The 19,410-nt window shown below is 59.9% G+C and carries 20 protein-coding genes; 14 read left to right on the top strand and 6 right to left on the bottom strand.

The window, feature by feature from the left end; genetic code table 11:
- Positions 1-256: 256 nt before the first annotated feature.
- The 5 genes from ACK4SG_RS12405 to ACK4SG_RS12425 all read left to right on the top strand — a co-directional run bounded on the left by ACK4SG_RS12405 (position 257) and on the right by ACK4SG_RS12425 (position 3,544).
- Positions 257-1,171, top strand: a complete 915-nt coding sequence (locus ACK4SG_RS12405; protein ID WP_409602162.1) for an HNH endonuclease — start codon at positions 257-259, stop codon at positions 1,169-1,171.
- 198 nt (positions 1,172-1,369) lie between these two features.
- Entirely contained in the window at positions 1,370-1,765 is a 396-nt protein-coding gene (locus tag ACK4SG_RS12410; RefSeq protein WP_409602164.1) for a hypothetical protein, read from the top strand.
- A gap of 63 nt (positions 1,766-1,828) precedes the next feature.
- A complete protein-coding gene (locus tag ACK4SG_RS12415; RefSeq protein WP_409602166.1) occupies positions 1,829-2,551 on the top strand; it encodes a hypothetical protein in 723 nt (240 codons plus the stop codon).
- Between the two features lie 70 nt (positions 2,552-2,621).
- Positions 2,622-3,287 carry a hypothetical protein gene (locus ACK4SG_RS12420; protein WP_409602167.1) on the top strand — a complete coding sequence of 222 codons (666 nt, stop codon included), beginning with the start codon at positions 2,622-2,624 and terminating at the stop codon, positions 3,285-3,287.
- 41 nt (positions 3,288-3,328) lie between these two features.
- Positions 3,329-3,544, top strand: a complete 216-nt coding sequence (locus ACK4SG_RS12425) for a hypothetical protein (protein ID WP_409602169.1) — start codon at positions 3,329-3,331, stop codon at positions 3,542-3,544.
- Between the two features lie 9 nt (positions 3,545-3,553).
- Here the strand turns inward: ACK4SG_RS12425 and ACK4SG_RS12430 are convergent, their stop codons facing one another.
- Positions 3,554-4,612, bottom strand: coding sequence for an IS110-like element ISPa25 family transposase (locus ACK4SG_RS12430; RefSeq protein ID WP_409602171.1), 1,059 nt, complete (start codon positions 4,610-4,612; stop codon positions 3,554-3,556).
- A gap of 154 nt (positions 4,613-4,766) precedes the next feature.
- On the opposite strand from ACK4SG_RS12430, the gene ACK4SG_RS12435 reads away from it, so the two are divergent.
- From ACK4SG_RS12435 to ACK4SG_RS12445, 3 genes are all read left to right on the top strand, one after another.
- Positions 4,767-5,084: a hypothetical protein gene (locus ACK4SG_RS12435; RefSeq protein ID WP_409602173.1), complete on the top strand. Its 318-nt coding sequence runs from the start codon at positions 4,767-4,769 to the stop codon at positions 5,082-5,084.
- 429 nt (positions 5,085-5,513) lie between these two features.
- Positions 5,514-6,257: a hypothetical protein gene (locus tag ACK4SG_RS12440; protein WP_409602175.1), complete on the top strand. Its 744-nt coding sequence runs from the start codon at positions 5,514-5,516 to the stop codon at positions 6,255-6,257.
- 68 nt (positions 6,258-6,325) lie between these two features.
- Positions 6,326-7,255: a hypothetical protein gene (locus tag ACK4SG_RS12445; RefSeq protein ID WP_409602177.1), complete on the top strand. Its 930-nt coding sequence runs from the start codon at positions 6,326-6,328 to the stop codon at positions 7,253-7,255.
- Positions 7,256-7,426: 171 nt separating this feature from the next.
- Here ACK4SG_RS12445 and ACK4SG_RS12450 read toward each other — a convergent pair whose 3' ends face one another.
- The 5 genes from ACK4SG_RS12450 to ACK4SG_RS12470 form a co-directional block, all read right to left on the bottom strand.
- The gene (locus tag ACK4SG_RS12450) at positions 7,427-8,686 is read right to left on the bottom strand and encodes an McrC family protein (RefSeq protein WP_409602179.1); all 1,260 of its coding nucleotides are present in this window, start codon (positions 8,684-8,686) and stop codon (positions 7,427-7,429) included.
- Complete coding sequence (locus tag ACK4SG_RS12455; RefSeq protein WP_409602181.1) at positions 8,683-11,016, bottom strand: AAA family ATPase; 2,334 nt, start codon at positions 11,014-11,016, stop codon at positions 8,683-8,685. Before ACK4SG_RS12455 ends, ACK4SG_RS12450 begins: the two co-directional genes overlap by 4 nt.
- 21 nt (positions 11,017-11,037) lie before the next feature.
- The gene (locus tag ACK4SG_RS12460) at positions 11,038-12,240 is read right to left on the bottom strand and encodes a restriction endonuclease subunit S (RefSeq protein ID WP_409602183.1); all 1,203 of its coding nucleotides are present in this window, start codon (positions 12,238-12,240) and stop codon (positions 11,038-11,040) included.
- A 106-nt stretch (positions 12,241-12,346) separates the two neighbouring features.
- Positions 12,347-14,017 carry an N-6 DNA methylase gene (locus ACK4SG_RS12465; protein ID WP_409602185.1) on the bottom strand — a complete coding sequence of 557 codons (1,671 nt, stop codon included), beginning with the start codon at positions 14,015-14,017 and terminating at the stop codon, positions 12,347-12,349.
- Between the two features lie 64 nt (positions 14,018-14,081).
- Positions 14,082-14,318 (bottom strand): helix-turn-helix domain-containing protein, encoded by a 237-nt coding sequence (locus ACK4SG_RS12470; RefSeq protein ID WP_409602187.1) that lies wholly within the window; start codon positions 14,316-14,318, stop codon positions 14,082-14,084.
- Positions 14,319-14,447: 129 nt separating this feature from the next.
- On the opposite strand from ACK4SG_RS12470, the gene ACK4SG_RS12475 reads away from it, so the two are divergent.
- The 6 genes from ACK4SG_RS12475 (at position 14,448) to ACK4SG_RS12500 (ending at position 19,032) form a co-directional block, all read left to right on the top strand.
- Positions 14,448-14,690 (top strand): hypothetical protein, encoded by a 243-nt coding sequence (locus ACK4SG_RS12475; protein ID WP_409602189.1) that lies wholly within the window; start codon positions 14,448-14,450, stop codon positions 14,688-14,690.
- Positions 14,683-15,987 carry an Arm DNA-binding domain-containing protein gene (locus ACK4SG_RS12480; RefSeq protein ID WP_409602192.1) on the top strand — a complete coding sequence of 435 codons (1,305 nt, stop codon included), beginning with the start codon at positions 14,683-14,685 and terminating at the stop codon, positions 15,985-15,987. The genes ACK4SG_RS12475 and ACK4SG_RS12480 overlap by 8 nt, the downstream gene beginning before the upstream one ends.
- A gap of 15 nt (positions 15,988-16,002) precedes the next feature.
- A complete protein-coding gene (locus ACK4SG_RS12485; RefSeq protein ID WP_409602194.1) occupies positions 16,003-16,872 on the top strand; it encodes a hypothetical protein in 870 nt (289 codons plus the stop codon).
- A 77-nt stretch (positions 16,873-16,949) separates the two neighbouring features.
- On the top strand, positions 16,950-17,606 hold the full coding sequence (locus tag ACK4SG_RS12490) for a DNA-binding protein (RefSeq protein WP_409602196.1): 657 nt from the start codon (positions 16,950-16,952) through the stop codon (positions 17,604-17,606).
- Positions 17,607-18,053: 447 nt separating this feature from the next.
- Complete coding sequence (locus tag ACK4SG_RS12495) at positions 18,054-18,425, top strand: hypothetical protein (protein WP_409602198.1); 372 nt, start codon at positions 18,054-18,056, stop codon at positions 18,423-18,425.
- 235 nt (positions 18,426-18,660) lie between these two features.
- Positions 18,661-19,032, top strand: coding sequence for an MbcA/ParS/Xre antitoxin family protein (locus tag ACK4SG_RS12500; RefSeq protein WP_409602200.1), 372 nt, complete (start codon positions 18,661-18,663; stop codon positions 19,030-19,032).
- Positions 19,033-19,410 lie beyond the last annotated feature (378 nt).

Below are 19,410 nucleotides of genomic sequence, written 5' to 3' on the forward strand. Positions count from 1 at the left end.
GCAAGTGCTGCGTCGCGTTCGAGCACACTTGATCAACAAACACCGGCTCGGGTAACTGGGTACGCCGAGAGCTGGTGTGCAAGGAGATCAGATGGATTGATCAGGGGTAGGGATGAGCAGCTTCCGACCCAAAGTGGACATCGAATGCGGACTGTCGGGTGCGGACTGACCTACAGGTCGACGAACTGCTGTCATATGGCTGGAAGCCCGTCAGCGAAGCATGCACGGTCACTCCAATTGTCCGTGAACCGCTACCATGGGTTCTGCACCCATCTTTAATCACCACAGGGCAATGGAAAGCGAGAAGGAAAGAATCGCCAAGTGGCGAGCCGAGAAGCAGCGCCGACGCAACGAGCAGAAGGCCCAAGCCGTCAAGCAGACCTATCGAACCTTGTTCGCAATTGACGACAACGAACTTATCGACCCCCCTGAATTTCAGGAATACCTTGTCCGGCAAAATCTGGCGAAGGGCAACCTCGCCCGACGGATGAGCAGCGGTGAGGTCCGGGTAGCGTTGAGGACTTGGAGCCTGGACGAGCTGAATCAGCTGTGGAGCATGCGCCGAGAAAAGCTCACGTACCTTGAAGACGCGGCACTGCTGCTGTCCCACATCCGCCATCGGTCCGGAATTGACGCGCACCTGCATCCAGTTGGAGAGTTTCTTGGATACGAGGCCATCCAAGCCCTCCGAGGTGTGCTTGAAGATAGTGGGCGATTGGTGGTTTCGGAGCCGTATCCCCTAACGGGGGAAGCCATAGTGGCTGAGGGCAAACGTGTGGAGCAAGTGCTCCGGGTCATCCGCGAGGGCCAATCAGAGTTCCGCAAGCGCTTAGTGGCTCACTATGGAGCGGTATGCATGGTGACAGGGACCGCCCAAGCGGTCGTCATTGACGCTGCCCACATTGTCCCCTACAACGGGGCATCGACCAACACGCTGAGCAACGGGCTGCTGCTGCGGAAGGATATCCACGCGTTGTTCGATGCGGGCTTGCTGGCGATAGGACCGGACTTGGTCGTCTACGTCGCCGCAAGAGTGGAGGATCCGCTCTACCGTTCCCTAGACGGCCAGGAACTGACGCTGTCAGCCGAACCCAAGATGTCGAAGGAAGCTCTGAGGCGGCGTCTTGCTGGTGAGGAATTATCCGAGCTTGGAGCGAGATCAACCCCTTAAACTTGCCCCACGTCTCTATCGTCAACCGCCTCAGGGGGACATTGTTGATGCGGGACGATCGCAAGGTCGAAAGCCAGACGGGTGCTGACTTCGACTTGTGGATCGCCAGCCGATGGGAAAAGGCTTCGTTTCGCCATTCAGCCGAGATCGCTTCGCGGCGCGGCTTAACTCAGGTGTTAGCCGTCAAAGGAGACTGTCTTGCTATCCGACGTTCTTGGCCTCGCTGGTGTTCTGATTGGTGTCGCTAGCCTCGGGTACGCCATTTGGCAGGGGTCCGAGAAGCGAAAGCTCGAAAGGCTCGTCCGGGCCCAGAATTGGCATCTGTACTCAAAAGCAACTAATGCCAATGGCTCGCTGCAACTTGCAGCAGACAAGTACAAGTCTGCGCATGCCGGCGCACTTTCCCACGATGTTATTGAATGGCTTTCGAAGGCCGACGCGTTCAACCAAGACGTGCTCAAAGACATCGCTCGCTCAATTCAGTCGTCCGAGCGAAAATTCGGAGAAGAGCAGATAGTGAGCTGGGTCTCAACAGGAAAAATCAGTGAACATCATGCAAAAGAGATCTTCAGGAAGATCGCGGTTGACGGCTAACAATTCATTCAAGCCGAAGCCGCTTCGCGGCGCGGCTTAACTCAGGTGTTAGGGCGCACCCAAATGTCGAAATTCGATCGCTACCCAATTAGCGTGCCACTATTCCTATACGGCTACGCAGTATTGTTGAGCGGTGCGTATTTGTACGCTTACTGGACTCCGATTGGCTTCGATCCCTTCCCGTACTTGACCGTACAACAGGTTCTGACAGCCCCACTCTCCAGCCTGATCACAGTCTTTGCGCCGTTTCTCATCATGTTGGCTGTGATTCCATTCGACAAGAGCGACCTGCCTAAAGACAAAAAGTATCTTTGGTCAATTGTTGCCGCCCATCTGCTCTTTTATCTTGGCGGCATCATTCAATCGCTTTATCTCACAAACACCAATACGACTAGGGGCGCAGAAGACTCTCTTCTTGCCATCACTGGCATCTTGGCAATGGGTTCATTAGGCGTAATGCGCAGATTCATGCGAGAACCCGAGCAGCTATTTTTCCCGCTACTCGCGGTAGCGTTCGCACAACTTGCTGTTGCTTTGACCTACGGTCACTTAGCAGGCAAAAAAATACTATCCGCAAACACAATAGTGACCTATCAGATTAGAACGCTCACGCCAAGAACAGAAGTTTGTGGTGAGTCACCCGCCCACGGCTGGACGTACTATCAAACATTAGGCGACCACACCTTCTACGTTGACAGATCATCCAAGAGTATCTGTATCTCGGATAGCCAAAACGTTGTCTTAGATCAGAATACTTTCAAGCCGCATAGCAAAAGTGCGCCCTAACAATTCATTCAAGCCGACGCCCCTTCGCGGCGCAGCTTAACTCAGGTGTTAGGCCGCAGGAGACCATGCAATGCAACCTGACCCGCTCCTACAAGTGCTCGAAGCAATACAAACGAGAACTCGGGCTGAGCTAATTGCCGCCGGACTCTTGATTGCTTTAGCTACACTTGCCAGCTACTTTGGCGCTAGGCTGCGTAAGTCGGGTGAACTCAAAGAAATAGAGGCGAACTTCGGCAAGATTCTCACCCAACAGACCCAAATTGCTGAAGCAACCGGGAAAATCAAAGCTTCGCTGGAACAAGGCAATCTTCGCTATCAGATTCAACTTTCTGCTTATCAACAGAATGCGGTTCTAGCCATTGATGAGATCTACAACGCTTGCCTCATTCTTAGAGATTCAGCTATTGCTGTCTCCCATACCCGCGCCGGGCGTGAAGCTCTTTTTGAGAGCTCACGATCGTTCATTACCGTCTACGACAAAAAGAAAATCTGGCTGCCTGACGAGCTAAGCGAGCACATTAGACAGATCGCCAATGATCTTGACCTTCGTAGCAGACGTTTTATGCGTGCGCAAGACACGTTGGACAATGTTCAAACCGCACCCCAAACAGCCATTCAAAATGCTTGCGACGAGCAGGAATCCTTCTATGACTTCGTCAACCAAGAGATTCACATGCTGTTTGAACAACTCTCGTCAAGAATTCGGGCAATTGTCGAGCCAAAGCCTGCGGCCTAACAATTCATATATGGACTCCTCCGTCAACCAGTAATTGCGCGATGGATCCTGCGGTCGGGAAGCGGTGCGGTTGCATTCGTATATTCGGCCTTGCGGTGGGCGCATGCGCCCGGGCCATCATGGAAGTCGCGAAGCGGGTGCCTGTCGTTCAAGCGGCCTCGTGGGCCGGCATTGTTATCGGCGTGTTCCGCTTCGGGACCGAACCCTTCGCCATGAGCAAGATGTTTCCGGAAGTGCCTGATCGGGTGGAACGGTGAAGTGGCGGGTCAGGCGGCGAGCGGTTGCCGGCTGACGTGGTGTGCATCGAAGGGCTTGCCGTGGTGCTCCATTGCCCACAGCCGCCGCGCCAGCTTGTTGGCCAACGCGCAGGCCGCCTTGTTGTGGCCGCGCTTGTCCTGCACGCCCAGCGCCCAGGCCTGCAGCGGATCCAGCGGCTGGCCGCGTTTGTGCTTGAGCCGCGCGCCCTGCAACACCGCGCGGGCGCCGTGAATGAACAAGGTGCGCAGGTAGGCATCGCCGCGCTTGGTCATGCGCCCCAGCCGTCGCTGCTGGCCCGAGGAATGCTCGCGCGGGGTCAGGCCCAGCCACGCCGACAACTGGCGACCGCTCCTGAACCGCGCCAGGTCGCCGGCACCGGCGCGCAGGGCCGTGGCGGTGAGCAGGCCCACTCCCGGCACGCGCTGGTAGCGCTGCACGGCGACATCGCGACGCGCGTATTCGTCGAGCCGCTGTTCGATGGCCTGCATGTCTGCTTGGATGTGCAGCAGCCGCTGCAGCTGCTCGCCCAGGCTGTGCCGCAACGGCATCGGCAGATCGTTGTCGCCGTCCTCCAGCGCGTCGCGCACTTGCGCCGACACCCTGGCCGCGCCCTGTGCGATGACGATGCCGAACTCGCGCAGCACGCCGCGCAGCAGATTGATCGTCGCCGTGCGCTCGCGCTTGAGATGCTCACGCAACCGGTGCTGCGCCTGGATGGCCTGCTGCTCCGGCGTCTTCACCGGCACGCTGGCGATGCCGCCGCAGCGGTCGGCCTCGAGGATGCCGGATGCATCGTTGCGATCGGTCTTGTTGCCACGCACGTAAGGGCGCACGTCGCTGGCCGGCAGCAGCCGCACCGCGTGCCCCTGCCGCACGAAGCGCCGCGCCCAGTGGTGCGCGCTGCCGCAGGCTTCCATCACGATCCGCAGCGGCGGCCGCTGCTCGAACGCGCGGGCAAACGCCCGCCGCGTCAGCCGTTTCCGTTCGATCACCCGACCCTGGCCATCGGCAAATGCCAGCTCGAATACGTCTTTTGCAAGATCAACCGCAACGGTCGTAGCATGCATGGCGGACTCCTCTCGTGATCCCGTGTCCTGATGGAATATCAGTCTGGCTCCCGAAGCCGTGTGGGTGATGCGGGAGGAGTCCATTCCATTCGTCCAAGCCGACGCCGCTTCGCGGCGCGGCTTAACTCAGGTGTTAGATGCCATGGGAGAGTTCATGAGTCCGCAAGAAGAGCTAGATGCAGCGCTTGTTGAGTACGAGCAAGCCGAGGAGCGGGTCGGTCTGGAATATCAAAACTGGCATTACCTCCAGATGTCGTACGACTCCCTTATGAGTAGCCTGCAACAGATGGGCCTGAGTCGCGAGAAGGCGCAGGAGCAATTCGACACATATATGCAAGCCCATGCTGAAAGCTTCAGTCATGCCCTGGAGCAGCGGGCGCTCTCATCGTCTCGGTTAGCCGCATTGCTTAAACGTTATCCTCAACTCGTGGTCAGCCTGACTCCAAGACCAAAGCGCCGGCTTGGCATCTAACAATTCGTTCAAGCCGACGCCGCTTCGCGGCGCGGCTTAACTCAGGTGTTGGTCGATGTCTGTTTCTGGCCGGCAGCGGACTCTAGGTGCTGGAGTTTTGGGATAAATTATTAGGGGTGGGGAAGGGTCTTTCGAATCGAAGTGGTCAATTTGAGGCACTCGCAAGCTACAGATTTACAAGCAGACCGCAGGTCGCCGTATTTTTGTAGCAGTGCAAACTGGCCAAGTCAGCGGAATGAGCTGCTATAACATGGGTCGATGATGTACTTGGGAGGGGCGTGCCGATGGCGCTATTGTTGCCGGCTGGTGTGTGTTTGGGTACTTTCTAATCGCAACAGGGTATAAGGGCAATCCTAGCTATGTTGAGGGGCGCGTCATTTACTTAAAATAATCGGTACGCTTACTCAGATCACACGGGGATACATCCGCATGACTAAGTTCAAAGTTTTAACAGGCGTTCTTCTCTTTGTTGGCGGACTGGTGTGCCCGCCGGAGTTGAGTGCCTTACAGTATGCTGGCGACGGATGGTGGTGTGAACCCAGTACTTCAGAAGTAGTTGATGGTAAAGTGATCGTTCACGGGGGCGATTGCTATTTAGATCCGTTTTATTATGGCTCTGGCGGAGGTGGTGGAACCCCGCCAGATCCATCAAGTGGGGGCGGCGGCGGTGGTGGAGTCCCTGAACCTCCCCCCTTCGACCCCAATGTGGCCTTCCCTGACCTAGCCATCTCTCCTGAGTTAAAGTGCGTTCTTGATAAATATATTCATCCCGAATCCGCGTTGACTCAGGGGCGGACGATGAAGAGGGTCGAGGCATGGGCATTCAAGCAGTATATTGACGGTGTCCCGCAATACGGGTTGGTAGTTACTAGTTCCAACACGCCACCTGGACCTACTTATCTTCCAGTAGGAGGCACAGCGGGACATTTGAACCTTTATGGTCGCCTCTATAATGCCGCGTTCAGGGCTGGAAGGTTAAAAAAAACGGGAATCCATTACACGGGCGAAAAGGAAATAGATGAATATTTGACCCGTGATGAAATGTCTGTATTTGTTGCTGGGCACGAGGCTGCGCATTTGATGATCGGGAATGCAAGTGAGGAAATGGCTGACTGGTATGGGATATATACCCTACAGAAATATAGAAAAGACAAAGAGCAGAAATGTCGATAGTTTGAAGGCATTTTCATTTGCACTTGAGTACCAATCTGCCCTTGCGCAGCTCATCTGGCGGTTAAATTATGCGAACCTCACGAATTATAGCGGTATTTGTTCTTGCTTCTCTGGTGGTCTTTGCGGCATTTCTTTGGCAGCGGCTAGAAAATCAAAATGAGCGCAAGTCGAACGAGGTTGAAGTCGATTTTCCGGAGCCCTTGCATAGCTTGGGCTTTCCTCTCGCCAACAAAACAAAACCTAGCGAATGGGCGCGCCGTCAGGCTGCGCGCGAGGGTGTCAGCGATATGGAAACCGTTGTCGAGGCCTTCAGGGAGTCGGGAAACTGCTTGCAGTACTTCGTAGCCCAGCATGAAATGGCAACTATCAATGGCGACGCCAGGAATGCCGGCGGTGCGTCCAGCGATGACATGGGTATATCTTTACGGAGGTACGAAGCGATACTCGATCAAACAAAAGACCTCTGCTCCGGATCGGATGAGGAGACCGTTGCGCGCGTGTACATGGCATCCGTACTTAGGGCTGCGCTGCAGGGGGATGCCGACGCCCAAAGTTGTTTCGTTATTTCAGGCTCGGTTATTCCATCGCCGAAAGTAATGGTATCCGGTAGGTACACAAAATATCTTGAAAGTCGCTATCTTGCCCATGTTGCGACCTTCACGCAAAGCGCGCTAGAGCGTGGCGACCCGTATGTCGGAAGGAATGCGATAAATAGATACCTATCATCGCCCGCCACCCATGATTCAATGCGTGATACACTGCCACTGCCAGATCCCTATCTAACGTTACGTGCGTCTTATTTGGCTTCTCTCATTGCGTTGCCCGCGCAGCGCGCATCTCTTGAAAAGAGCATTTCTACATTCGAGAAACTCCATATTCTCCCCAACTCCGAGATAATAAGTGCGAGGAAGTGGGCTGAAGATGCCTTTGCTCGAAACTATTCCAATGCTCAAAAAATTGACTTGGGATCATTCACTCCATGCCACTCTCTGAGATAGGTTATTGTTTGTAAGATCGTTCGATGCACGCGGAGTGCGCCAAGCGGTTCGTCAATACCGAAGCCGCTTGGCTCCGTGGTGCACTCAACTCTTCGCGACGTCTCATGTTGGCCGAAATGAGACACAAGCATCTGCGGTGAACAAACCAAGGCCTCCGAACCACAATAGCTACTACCTTCCAGGCAGTACATCTTCCGCCCAACGCCCGGAAGCTAGATCCAGCGGCAACACATCCAGCATCAGTTGGTCATTGAAGGAAAATCTGTCCAGTGGAACCTTGAATTCGGGGTTCATTGGATAGATCAATGCCATCCGTCCATGGCCCTGCAGGTAACACTGTCCGTAGGCGAACAGCTGGTAGAAGTCGGCCTGCGCCAGACCGTAGTTGGAGTCGAAAGCAGCACCGTCTATCAGCTTCCACTTGGCATCCACGACAAAGCGTTCGCCCTTGAACTCGACGACGAAGTCCGGCTTGAGCTGGAACATTCTCCGCGTCGGCGTGCGACACAGCCATTCGCTTGCCGCCTGTGTCTTCAGCGTTGCCCCGGCCGGCAGCCGGCGACGCAGGCAGACCTCCACATAGCGCTCGAACACCCGCTCCATCGGGAACAGGAGGCTGCGGCCGGTCCAGTCGCCCAGTGCCGACAGCGGATTCCGGTTGCCGAGGATCAACTCACACCACGGCCGAATGGCAGCGTAGCGGGCCATCAGCCGGTCATTGCTCCAACGCCGCAGGTCACCCGGTATGTCTGCACTGATGTCTATAGCGGCCAGCTGGTGTTCAAGCTCATGCGCCAGCCGCCAGTTACCCGGCTCCCGGGTCAGGCCCGCCACCTTTCGCAGTGCAGTCGCGATCAAGCGGTTCTCCGGCCGGTTGGCATCGAACACCTGATGCTCGACCTGGAACAGATGCTGCCGTCCCGCCGGCTGACGTGCCTGCTGCCCCACCCGCAGGCGGCCCCGCAAGAAACGCACCTCCTCCTCCACCAGCCGATAGTCGAAGCGCAGCCCGCGTCGCACCAGCCCGTCGAGTTCCGCGAGGAACTGCTGGATGATCCATTCGCTCACCGGCCCATCAAAAGTCTGCAGCGCGGTTGGCCCTGAGTCCCGTACTGGCAGGCGAAGGCTGTGCCGCAGCATGTGCACCAGTACCCGGCGCGCTTCGGCGACGCCGGCCTCGCCCCGTACGTGCTTGGGCAGGATCTCGATCCGCGTTCCACAGGGCGACTCCAGCACGCCAACGTAGTTGTCCAGCCGCAGCCAGCGCCGGTCCTCCACCTGCACCAGCGCAGCGCCGCCGCTGCGGTGCCGCTGCGCCTCACGGCAGAGCCAGTCGAAGGCCGATGGTGGAATGCTGACCACGTCCAGGCTTCCCGCCGGCACCGGGCCGGTGGTCAGCCGTGCGTGTTCGCGGACGGTGACAAGGTTCAATCTGAGCCCGGCGGTGCCTTGATGATTCCCAGATATGCCGCCGGCTGCTCGAATGCCGAGTCGTTGACCGTCCACAGCCGGCCCTCGCCCGGCACGTCGACGTCGCTGCCAAACAGCTCGGCCATGCTGCCCTCTGTTTGCTGCAGGAACCGTAGTGGCGCTGGCTTGCGGTGGTCGTTGAGCACCCAGGCGATCTTCTGCCAGTCCTCGAAGAAGTACTCCTGCAGCAGCGGCAGCACCTGGCGACGGAACACATCAGTCAGCAGCGGCAGGGTCGGCTCGTCCCGCAGCCGCATGAAGTAGGCGTGCCCCAACATGTAGTCCCGCCCCAGTAACACCTCGATGCGGCGGTTGAGGGCGGCCAGCATCTCGTCCAGCGGCACGCCCTCCACCAACACACCCGACAGCGCGGACGGCTCCGGCAACATCTCGACGAACTCGAAGCGGCGGCGCAATGCAACGTCCAGTCCGGACAGCGAGCGGTCGGCGGTGTTCATGGTGCCGATCAGGTGCACGTTGGCCGGCACGCTGAAGCGCTCCTTGGAGTACGGCAGCGTGACCGACAGCGCCTCCGAGGCGCCCTCGCGCTTGGATGGCTCGATCAGGGTGATCAGCTCGCCGAAGATGCGCGACACGTTGCCGCGGTTGATCTCGTCGATCACCAGCACCCGGGGCTCCGGCTCGTCCGGATCGGCGATGTGGTCTCCCATCAAGGGTTGGTGTGAAGGCGCCAGCAGGGCCGTCAGCCGGTCGAGATTGATCGACCCGGGCCGCAGCTCGTAGATGGTCATCTGGCTGAAGCGGTTCTCCATCAGGTCCGCATACGGCCGTGGCGGGTCGTACTGGCGTAGCCAGCGCACGGGGCGCGCCTGCACGTAGTGCTCCTCGCCGTCGTCGCGCGGCAGGTGGCGGTACCCACCGGTAACCACGCCGATGGCGCGGAATTTGAGGTTGCCATGGGTGACCACCACTAGGTCGCCGTCCTTCATGCGCCGGACAAACTGGTCCAGCGCCGTGATCGCGTAGTCGCCGGGGCCGACGTCCTCACCGGTGGCGCGCACGGCCTGCAGGATGTCGTCGCGGGAGGTCACTCCGGTCAGGTCCGCGCCGAAGCCGAAGCCCATCAGGGCGATGCCCTTCTGCATGCACTCGTCGAAGATGTGGCCTTCACTACCGGCATCGCCCAGCGACAGCTTCCATATGCGCCGTCCCGCCACGTCGATACCCGACTCCGCCGGCGCCGGCGTCGGCGCGATGTTGCGACTGCGGGCCGCCTCGCACAGCTGCTTGAAGACACCGTCCTCGACCTCGTACCGAAGACGCTTGGTCTGCTCGTCGGTGCTCGCGCGGATGCCTTCGACGAAGTCCTCGTAGCTGAAGCTCTGGTGGAAGGTGACGAAGCGCACCCGACCGGCATGTGCCAGCTCGTCGAACCGCTGCTTCAGCGTCTCGCGCTCGTTGGCAAACTCGTCAAGGAAGTCCGGGGCGAGGATCCGCAGCGTCTCGTTGACGGTGTTGTAGGTCTTGCCGGTGCCCGGTGGGCCGAAAAGGATCTTGTTTGTAGCGTGTGCCATGGGCTTGAAGTCCGACAGTGATGCCTTTATTTCCGGATCGCGCTCCCCCGCGCCGTACCAGTCGCACAGGGAAGCCAGCTCCCCGAGGGTCGATACGCGCACCGCGTAGGCTTGTTTGCTCGAGGCAAGATCGGGCGCATGTACGTCCAGATGGTGATTGCGCGTTTTCCCGGCGGGATACTCCGTCACAGCGTCCGCTGGCCAATTGGGCGGGTAGCCATCCACAAAAATCTGCAGCGTCGACTTCTTGGTCGGGTCTTTACCGGGGTCGAATGCCATCTGCCGCCCGGCTTGAGTTCGATAGGCCGCGATATGAGTCGTCCCGCTGTAACTGGATGGGTAATGCCGGTCCAAGTACTCCATTGCCACCCGCGCATTGAAGGAGCCCTCATCGACGCGACGCACCGCGGTCTTGTGGGTGCTGGTGGCCGCGGGGTCGGCGTAGATCTCCCACACACCGTGCACCGTCGGGTCATAGACCTCGTAGTAGGCGCCGTTGCCGGTGCCGACCTTGAACAGCCGGTCGTAACGGTTGCCGGCATCGGTACGGCGTGGCTGGCTGCCGGCGTGGTAGGACGTGCGGGCCGGGGCATTCACCGCGACCGCGTTGAGTTCGGCCGATACCGTGCTGAACGGAATGTCGGGCAGTGTGCGCTTCAGGTATTCCCAGACTTCGGTCCGGTTGGCCTTGCCGCCCAGCGCGGCCACGGCATCGGCGATCAATTCCCACTGGGTCTTCTGTGGAAGATCATTCAACGGTAGTTCCCCCTGTGTGCCTCATGCGACCGCTTCTACCTCCGCCTCGACTTCCGGCAAGCGGAGCTTGCCGGAGATCAGGCGAGGGAGAAGGGTGTCGCGGAGCGACGCCAGCAAATTGGCCTGCTGGCGGTTGTGCGCTACGCGTGCAAGCAATGGTGCTGCTACGCACTCGAAGCGCGCTACGGCCTCGTCGCTGCCCGCCGCGATCTCCACTCCCGCAAGCTGGTCGGGTTTTACACGCTGATGGCTGTTCGAAGTCCCGGTCACGAGTTGACGCATCCGGGAATTAAACTCAGGAGAAGCTGCGAGGGAATAGACGAACGCGCTGCCAACACCCGCTTTGGGGATCCATACCAAGAACTCGGTCGAGCACACCGCCCGATCGCGCGCATTGCCTACTAACCAGATGCGGGGGATGTGGGGGTTGAGCTTGGACACGAGCACGGCGCCGGTGGAAATAGGCGTCTTGTTGCTCTTGATGGTCTCGCCTCTCTCGGACAGCGGCATCTGTCCGGTATCAAACGCAGGCAAGCTGTAATGCTGAAATTCTTCTTCGGGAGTGGCAGCTGGATTGACGCTCCCCCTCGTCAACGTGGCAACGTCGCCTAACGCGAGTCGACGCCAACCTCGCGGAATCGGTCCGAGCTCAGAAACCTCGAGCTCGCAGGGGAACAGGGCGGCGGTGGGGGCGTCCATGCCTTCCGGCTCGCGGCCTTCGGCCTTGGCGCGCACGGGGTCGAAGTCCACGAACCAGGACTTGAACAGGGCCTGGGCGATGGCTTCGAGGGTGGCGTTGGTTTGGCGCAGATTGTCGATGCGGTCGTCGAGCGCGCCGAGAACCTCACAGATCGCGGAACGCACGTACCTGCTCGGGAGAGGCACTCGAAGGGCACGCAGGTCTTTGAGATTAATGGTGGTCTGAACGGTCGTATTCGCCGCAACACCAAGTTGGTGCTGCGCGGTAGGCGAGCGAAGGACAAAAGATAGCCAGCGCGAAAGCTCCGGCGATTTCGGTCGAATCAATGCAACTGCACGGGCAATATTCCAGCTGCACAGTTCTTTCGGGACGACAGCCACCTGCCCAACTGACCCCACAATCGTCAGCAGCACGTCACCGCCCTTGATGCGAGTTCGTTCGTACTTCGCTTCAACAGCAGGCGCAATCCGCAGAACTTCCGATAGGTTGAGCGAATGACCAGAGAAATTGTTGACGCGCACCATCGGCACGCCATCCGGAGTGCTTTGACCCGGTTGAACAACACCATAGGTTGCTGGCACTGCCGTGAGTTCCGACAAAGAAACCGACGGCCAACCGCACGCGTCCCCGTCAGACCCCATAACCCAGCCCGCCCAGCTTCTCCCGGATCACCGCATCAAGCTCCGCACCCTTGGCCATCTGCTCGGCCAGCTGCGCGGTCAGCCGTTGCATTTTTTCGTTGAAGGCTTCGTCGTCGTCCTCTTCCGCCTGCGCGCCGACATAGCGACCGGGCGTCAGCACGTAGCCGTGCTTCTCCACTTCGGCCAGTGCGGCGCTGTGGCAGAAGCCGGGGAGGTTGCTGTAGTCGTTCGCACCCTCTGCCGGCGCGGCTGCTTCGCCCTCACCCCTGCCCGTCTCCCGGGGGGAGAGGGGTTCCGCAGGGATCACGAAGTCGGTTCCGCGCCAGCGGTGGTAGGTCTGGGCGATGCGCTGCAGGTCGTCGTCGGTGAACTCGATCTGGGTGCGGCTGATGCGGCCGCTGGCGGCTTTGCGCGCGTCGATGAAGAGGATCTGCCCGCGCCGGTCGATGCGGCCGTTGACGCCGGGGCCCTTGTCCTTGGTCAGGAACCACAGGCAGGCGGGGATCTGGGTGTTGGAGAACAGCTGCCCCGGCAGCGCGACCATGCACTCGACCACATCGGCCTGCACCATCGCGCGGCGGATGTCGCCCTCGCCACTCTGCTGCGAGGACATGCTGCCGTTGGCCAGCACGATGCCGGCGCGGCCGCGCGAGGATAAGCGCGCCAGCATGTGCTGCAACCAGGCGAAGTTGGCATTGCCCCTGGGCGGGATGCCGTGCACCCAGCGCGGGTCGTCGGTGAGCTTGTCGCCACCCCAGTCAGAGATGTTGAACGGCGGGTTGGCCAGCACGTAGTCGGCACGCAGGGTCTTGTGCTGGTCGTTGTGGAAGGTGTCGCCGTAGGTAGCGCCCAGGTCGCCGTGCAGGCCGTGCACGGCCAGGTTCATCAAGGCCAGCCGCCTTGTAGCGGCCATCAGCTCTTGGCCGTAGATGGCCAAGTCGCCCTTCTTCTTACGCGTGGCGGCGTGGGCGTCCTTGAAACGGGCTGACTGCACGAACATGCCGCCTGAGCCGCACGCGGGGTCGTAGATGGTGCCCTTGAACGGGGCCAGGATCTCCACCAACAGGTTGACCACGCTCTTGGGCGTGTAGAACTCGCCGGCGCGGGCGCCTTCCTTGAGCGCGAACTGGCCGAGGAAGTATTCATAAACCTCGCCGAAGACGTCGCGGCTGCCGTGGCGCTCGGGGTCGAAGTTGAGCTTGGCCAGCAGCTGCATCAGCTCGCCGAGCTTGCCTGGCTCGAGCTCCAGACGAGAGAACTCGCGGTACAGCACGCCCTTGAGGCTGGGGTTCTCGGCCTCAATCTCGCCCAGTGCCTTGTCCAGGCGCTGTGCAAGATCCGGTGCGGCAGCCTGGGCCAGCAGCGCACTGAAGTGCGCGTTCGGCGGCACCCAGAAGACGTTGTCGGCGTCGTAGAAAGTCTTGTCCTGGATGAACTGCGCGGCGATCTCCCTACGGCTGTCCTCGTCGGGGATGTAGTACTCGGCCTTGGGGTCGGCCAGGCGTTTCAAGATCACCTGCGCCTGGGCATCGAACAGGTCCGACACATACTTCAGGAACACCAGACCGAGTACCGGGTACTTGTAGGTCGCTGCAGCGACCGAGCCGCGCAACTTGTCGGCCGCACCCCAAAGGGTGCTTTTGAATTCGTCGTTAGTCATTTGGTCCCCTGCTGATCACGGCGATCCTCCCAGATCGCGTTCTCAGGTACTGATTCCGCGCCGCTCAGGCGAGCCCGGCATCTTCGTCGACATAGGTCAGTAGCTCGCCCGGCTGGCAGGCGAAGTACTTGCAGAGCTTGTCGATGATGTCCGTCCCAATGTTCGCGCCCGGCTGATTGGCCATCTTGGACAAAGTGGCACGGTGAATGCCCGTCGCATCGGCCACTTCCGTCAGCGATACGACGCGCCGCTCTTTGAACGCTTTGTCCGCGATCAGTTCGGTCAGGCGGAATCGAATCATGAACGGCTCTTAAATACTGTCGCGTATAAGCGACATTTGTCGTTGACATACGCCTCCTGTCGTCTATGATCGTCAACAAGCGTCGCCTATACGCGACAGCTGTTGACGCCATTCGACAGGAGCGACCAGATGGAAACTTACATCACCACCGACGAACTCGCCACCCGCATCCACTACGACGCGCGGACCATCCGCACCCGCCTGAAGGACGCGGTGCTGCTGGAGGGCGTGCACTACATCCGGCCGTTTGGTGGCCGGAAGCTCCTCTTCATCTGGGAGGCAATCCAGCGGGACATTGGCAAGGCGTCTTGTGGGCGGGCGCCGGCGATGGACGCCATCCCCATGGCAAGCGGTCGGGTGGCGCATGGCTAAGGTCCGCGTTCGCCCCGAGACGGGGACGCTCTACCTCGACTTCTTCTTTCGGGGCGTGCGCTGCAGGGAGCAAACCGCGCTTCAGGACACCGCAGAAAATCGCCGCAAGGTCCAGTCGTTGCTGAACCGCATCACCAAGGAAATCCGGCAGGGCAGCTTTGACTACGCGGCAACGTTTCCGGAGAGCCCTCGAGGGGAGCGGTTTGCGCCTGGCAAGGAGGTCAGGCCTGAGCCGCAAGTGCGGCGTGCGCCGACGGATGAGGCCAATGCGTCGATTCCGGACTTCAGGACCTTCTCTATCACCTGGCGTGCGGAAATGGCACCGCAGTGGCGGCGCCAGCATCGTGAAAGCGTGGACGCGACGTTCGACGCGCATCTGTTGGCGGAGTTCGGGAACCGGCGGGTCGATTCGATCACCAAGGCCGACGTGCTGAGCTTCCGCGCCAGGTTGGCTGATCTTCCTGGTCGCTCCAGTGCCAAGCTGTCGCCTACGACCGTCAACCGCACGATGGGTCTGCTGCGGCAGTGCATGACGGAAGCCAGCGAACGCTTCGGGATGCCGGACATCTTCAAGGGGGTGAAACGGCTGAAGGGGAGGCGCTCCGACGTCAAGCCGTTCTCGCTGGCGGAGGTGGAGAGGGTTCGCAACACCATTCGCCCGGACTTTCGGAACTACGTTACCTGTCGGTTCTTCACGGGCATGCGCACCGGCGAAATCAACGGACTGAAGTGGAAGTACGTCGACTTCGAACAAGGAGTTATCCGGATCCGGGAGGTGTTCTCGGCAGGCGAGTCCGAAGAGAACGCCAAGACCGAAAGCTCGATCCGGGACATCCCGATGCTGCCGATGGTCAGGGAGGCGTTGGAGCGGCAGTGGGAGAAGCGGGATCCGGATGTGGATTACGTGTTCTGCAGCCGGGAAGGCAATCCGATCGATGCGCACAACTTCGCCAACCGGATCTGGTATCCGCTGCTGCGCTTTCTGGAATTGGAGAAGCGTCGTCCCTACCAGACGCGGCACACCACGGCGACGCTGATGTTGGCTTCGGGCGAGAGTCCGGAGTGGATCGCCCGACTCATGGGGCACAGCAATACGCAGATGTTGTTCACGGTGTACTCGCGCTTCGTCCCCAACCTCGCGCGTCAGGATGGGCTGGCGATCGCCGGGCTGCTCAGCGCCCACGGACAGAAGGCGCCTGCCGAGCTCCTGTCGATCACGCCCGAACAGCTGTCGGGGATGTCCGCTGAACAGCTCCGCAGTGCCCTGAATCAGTTGCTCGCCTCGAAGGCTGCCTAATCCAAGGAGTACGAAATGGAAATCGAGATTCCCTATGTCCGCACGATCCTGATCAACGCCATTGTCGAGCAGGTTCACACCTACGACTCGGGTGCAAGCCACCTCAGGATCCTGCAGGAAACCGGTCAGATGGATGCGTGGTCCTGGCTGCCGTCGACGGGCCAGGATGCCGAGCGGGTACTGAAGGCCGAGGTGTGCGCAATGCCGCTGGAAACCTCGGAGGGCGAAACGCATGTGGTGACCCGCATCCAGCCGAGGCCGGAGCTGGATGTGTTCAACTTGATTCCGGACCAGTTCGGCAAGCGCGACGACATCGTGTTCCGCTGTCGCGATGTGGTGGATGCCTGTGAATCCGAGCCGTTGAGGCGCTTTCTCAGCAACGTGTTTTCCATGCCGGCTGTGTACCGAAGCTTCTGGAAGTGCCAGGCCTCGAAGGCGCATCACCATGCGTATGTCGGTGGTTTGGCAGTGCATTCCATCGAGATGGCAGAGAACGTTCGGGACACGCCGCGATTGACTGGCATGGAACGAGATGTGGGGATCGCTCACGCTCTCACCCATGACGTGGGCAAGCTGTGGTGCTACGCGGAGGGGGGTGCTCACCTGTATGCCTTGGGCCATGAGCTGGTGGGGCTCGCGCAGCTGCATGGCGCGCTGGAACGTCTGGGGTGTGACTGGCCTGATGGGGCGGTTGCGATGCGATCGCTGTTGTCCGGCCAGTGGAAGCGCCATGGGGGCAAGCCGCTGATGGCGGTTGGAAGCCTGGTTCGGGCGTACGACCAAGCCAGCGCAGAGAATGACCTGCGCTTGCACGGCCGCCATCCTCATCGACCGTGGTCGCCGTCTAAGCCCAGTGGCGACAACGTGTTGACCTTTCGCAGATAGCGCTACGTCTCACACAGTCAGGCCGCGCAAAACGGTCAGTTCATCGTCAACTCGGCCATTACAAGAAGAATCTTCTTATGATCCAGACCCAGATGGCGGGCGACGGGCGAGACGCCCGATCGCGCATTATTGCTGCGGCAACAGAGCTCCACGCTCGCAGCGGCAAATTTCCGAGCGTCGCAGCGGTCCGGCATGCCGCGCAGGTGGATATGAACGCGGCAAGCGCCGTGATGCGAGAGTGGCGACGGGAGCGTCAACAGCCTCCCGCAGTCGCCGCCGTGCCGATTCCAGAGCCCGTGCTGCAAATGTCCAACGCAGCGTTGAATTCTGTCTGGAACAGTGCAGTCGAGATCGCTGGCGAGGCCCTTCGAAACGCACAGGTTGCCTGGGCTGATGAGCGCTCCCAAGTTGAGCAGCACCTGCAGCAAGTCATCGATGCCTACGATGGCCAGACGTCCGACATGGCCGAAGTCCACAGGGCGCTTCGAGAGGCGGAAGAAAAGTTGGGTGCGGCCTCTATGCAGACGCAGCAGTTGATGGCTCGCCTGGCGCACAGCGAACTGCAACAGGCACAACACATGGCGGATCGGGACAAAGCGCTCATGGAGGCAGGTCGAGCCAGAGAGGAGTGCGCCCATATGAAGGGGCAGCTTGAAACACTCTTTCGACAGAACACAGAGCTGCTGTCCCGTCTCAATTCCCGTGAGATCCCACCCGTCGTGGTGGATTCGTGAATGTGCGGCTCAAAGTGCGGTGCACCGTGGGCGGTTCACCCAAGTCGCCGAAGTTTCAAGTGTGTTCAATCGCGTGGACTCGGTCGCAGCTGCCGAGACGCCTTCCGGCAACCCTTGCTCCCGAGCCCTAAGAAGGTGTGCCGATGCGATACGGATTGATCTCCCTGTTCCCCCTGCAGATCACCCGGCTGTTCGGACTGGTCAGGGTCATCGAGCCCGTCCAGGTATTCGACGGCAGAGCGTCCTCGTGGGTACTCGTGGTCCGGGGACGGGGACTCACCAAGGTGCTGCGGGATAAGCCCCTGCCTGTGTCCAACCTCGTCCGTCCAGATGGCTGGAACACCCCACGACCACTGCGGTTCCCATCTGAGCAGATGGCAGTGGCCTATGCCACGAGCATGGGCCTGTTGCCGCAACGTACCAATTTGGCGATAAAGGAGTAGCGCTATGCAGGTCGACATTCGAGCGCAGGGCGGAGCGGGAGCAGGGGCACCGGAGGGAGTGTCCGGGCAGAACACCGAGCAGCGACCCCGTTCGGTTGAGTACCACATCGCCTATTGCGCGTATGGCGCTACGGGTGAAGGGGAGACCCTCTTTATGGCCGTCAGCGGAACGCAGGAGCACGCAAGGAGTGCCTTCAAAAATAACGTGCCTGAGTATTGGAAGGACCATATGACGCTGGACGTCATCGGAGATGAATCCAGTGCGGCCACGCGGAGCATCGCCTGTTGGATCCCGCAAGCAGCACTGGATCTCATTGCGAGCTGTCCGCCGGGAACCAACTTCTACTTCGCGACCATGCACTGCAACTTGTCGTAGGGCTGAGCAGGGGCGTCTTGTGAATTCCAGTGGTGGCCATGCGCAACTGGCAGATCTATAAGGGATCAATCCGAATTGCAGGCGTCTTCCTCAAATTCTGTAAGTTGCAGGAAGGGTGTCAAAAGCCGTGCCTTCGTGCGTCCCGCTGGACTCCAGTTGCGGGGGAACGGCATAGCGGCGGGGCATTAGCCCCTATGGGCAAGCATTAAACGAGGCGAGGAGCGGGGTCAGGAGGATGATGATCGAGCGAGAGATGGCGGGCCCTGGGCTGCGTACGTTTTTCCGCATCTGCGAGAAGTGGCGGGTACTGCCCGAGCAGCAGGTCTTGATCCTCGGTTGCAGAGACGGCACCACCCTCGACGCTTGGCTACGCGGAGACTATGCCGAGGTGTCCGACGATGTGCTCATCAGAATCAGCTACGTCCTCGGCATCTACAAGGCTCTTCACACCATCTTCCCGGATGAGCGCAACGCTGATAGCTGGGTTACGGCGCCCAACAGCGCCCCGCTATTAGCTGGACGTTCGGCGATCGACCTGATGGTGGAGGGCGGCGTTGGAGGCTTAGCCAGTGTGCGGAACTACCTGGAGGCGCAGGTGAATTCATAGATTTGCGACTGCTTCAGACCCGAAGCGGACGTTGACACAACTGACATCGAGCGGACAAAGCACTGCATTGGCGCGATTCACGAGCACGCGCCTAGATCTAGATGGTGCGCCCCGGCTAGGCCGCGACCGTAGGGTGCCACCACCCGCACTTGCATGAGTTTTCCGGCCGGCTTTGGGAGTTTGTCGTGGCGTGGCTTGGAGGCGGACAATCTCCCAACCAAGTCGCTACTTCCAAGGCTGTGATCCTGACGAAGCGGGGGGTTCACCCCCGTTTTCACGGACACTTACGAGAAGGCCGATGCAGGGCCATGAGGAGTGTTCATGTCGAAGCGAAGGAAGTTCAGTGCGGAGTTCAAGCGCGGTGCGGTTGAGCAGGCT

Source organism: Thermomonas sp. (assembly GCF_046293095.1).
Lineage (GTDB): Bacteria > Pseudomonadota > Gammaproteobacteria > Xanthomonadales > Xanthomonadaceae > Thermomonas.

Coding starts and splice junctions, on each gene's coding strand:
- ACK4SG_RS12405 (WP_409602162.1), top strand. CDS start 257: ATGGGTTCTGCACCCATCTTTAATCACCACAGGGCAATGGAAAGCGAG.
- ACK4SG_RS12415 (WP_409602166.1), top strand. CDS start 1,829: ATGTCGAAATTCGATCGCTACCCAATTAGCGTGCCACTATTCCTATAC.
- ACK4SG_RS12485 (WP_409602194.1), top strand. CDS start 16,003: ATGGAAATCGAGATTCCCTATGTCCGCACGATCCTGATCAACGCCATT.
- ACK4SG_RS12430 (WP_409602171.1), bottom strand. CDS start 4,612: ATGCATGCTACGACCGTTGCGGTTGATCTTGCAAAAGACGTATTCGAG.
- ACK4SG_RS12495 (WP_409602198.1), top strand. CDS start 18,054: ATGCAGGTCGACATTCGAGCGCAGGGCGGAGCGGGAGCAGGGGCACCG.
- ACK4SG_RS12460 (WP_409602183.1), bottom strand. CDS start 12,240: ATGGTGCGCGTCAACAATTTCTCTGGTCATTCGCTCAACCTATCGGAA.
- ACK4SG_RS12445 (WP_409602177.1), top strand. CDS start 6,326: ATGCGAACCTCACGAATTATAGCGGTATTTGTTCTTGCTTCTCTGGTG.
- ACK4SG_RS12465 (WP_409602185.1), bottom strand. CDS start 14,017: ATGACTAACGACGAATTCAAAAGCACCCTTTGGGGTGCGGCCGACAAG.
- ACK4SG_RS12475 (WP_409602189.1), top strand. CDS start 14,448: ATGGAAACTTACATCACCACCGACGAACTCGCCACCCGCATCCACTAC.
- ACK4SG_RS12480 (WP_409602192.1), top strand. CDS start 14,683: ATGGCTAAGGTCCGCGTTCGCCCCGAGACGGGGACGCTCTACCTCGAC.
- ACK4SG_RS12420 (WP_409602167.1), top strand. CDS start 2,622: ATGCAACCTGACCCGCTCCTACAAGTGCTCGAAGCAATACAAACGAGA.
- ACK4SG_RS12435 (WP_409602173.1), top strand. CDS start 4,767: ATGAGTCCGCAAGAAGAGCTAGATGCAGCGCTTGTTGAGTACGAGCAA.
- ACK4SG_RS12425 (WP_409602169.1), top strand. CDS start 3,329: ATGGATCCTGCGGTCGGGAAGCGGTGCGGTTGCATTCGTATATTCGGC.
- ACK4SG_RS12470 (WP_409602187.1), bottom strand. CDS start 14,318: ATGATTCGATTCCGCCTGACCGAACTGATCGCGGACAAAGCGTTCAAA.
- ACK4SG_RS12440 (WP_409602175.1), top strand. CDS start 5,514: ATGACTAAGTTCAAAGTTTTAACAGGCGTTCTTCTCTTTGTTGGCGGA.
- ACK4SG_RS12500 (WP_409602200.1), top strand. CDS start 18,661: ATGATGATCGAGCGAGAGATGGCGGGCCCTGGGCTGCGTACGTTTTTC.
- ACK4SG_RS12490 (WP_409602196.1), top strand. CDS start 16,950: ATGATCCAGACCCAGATGGCGGGCGACGGGCGAGACGCCCGATCGCGC.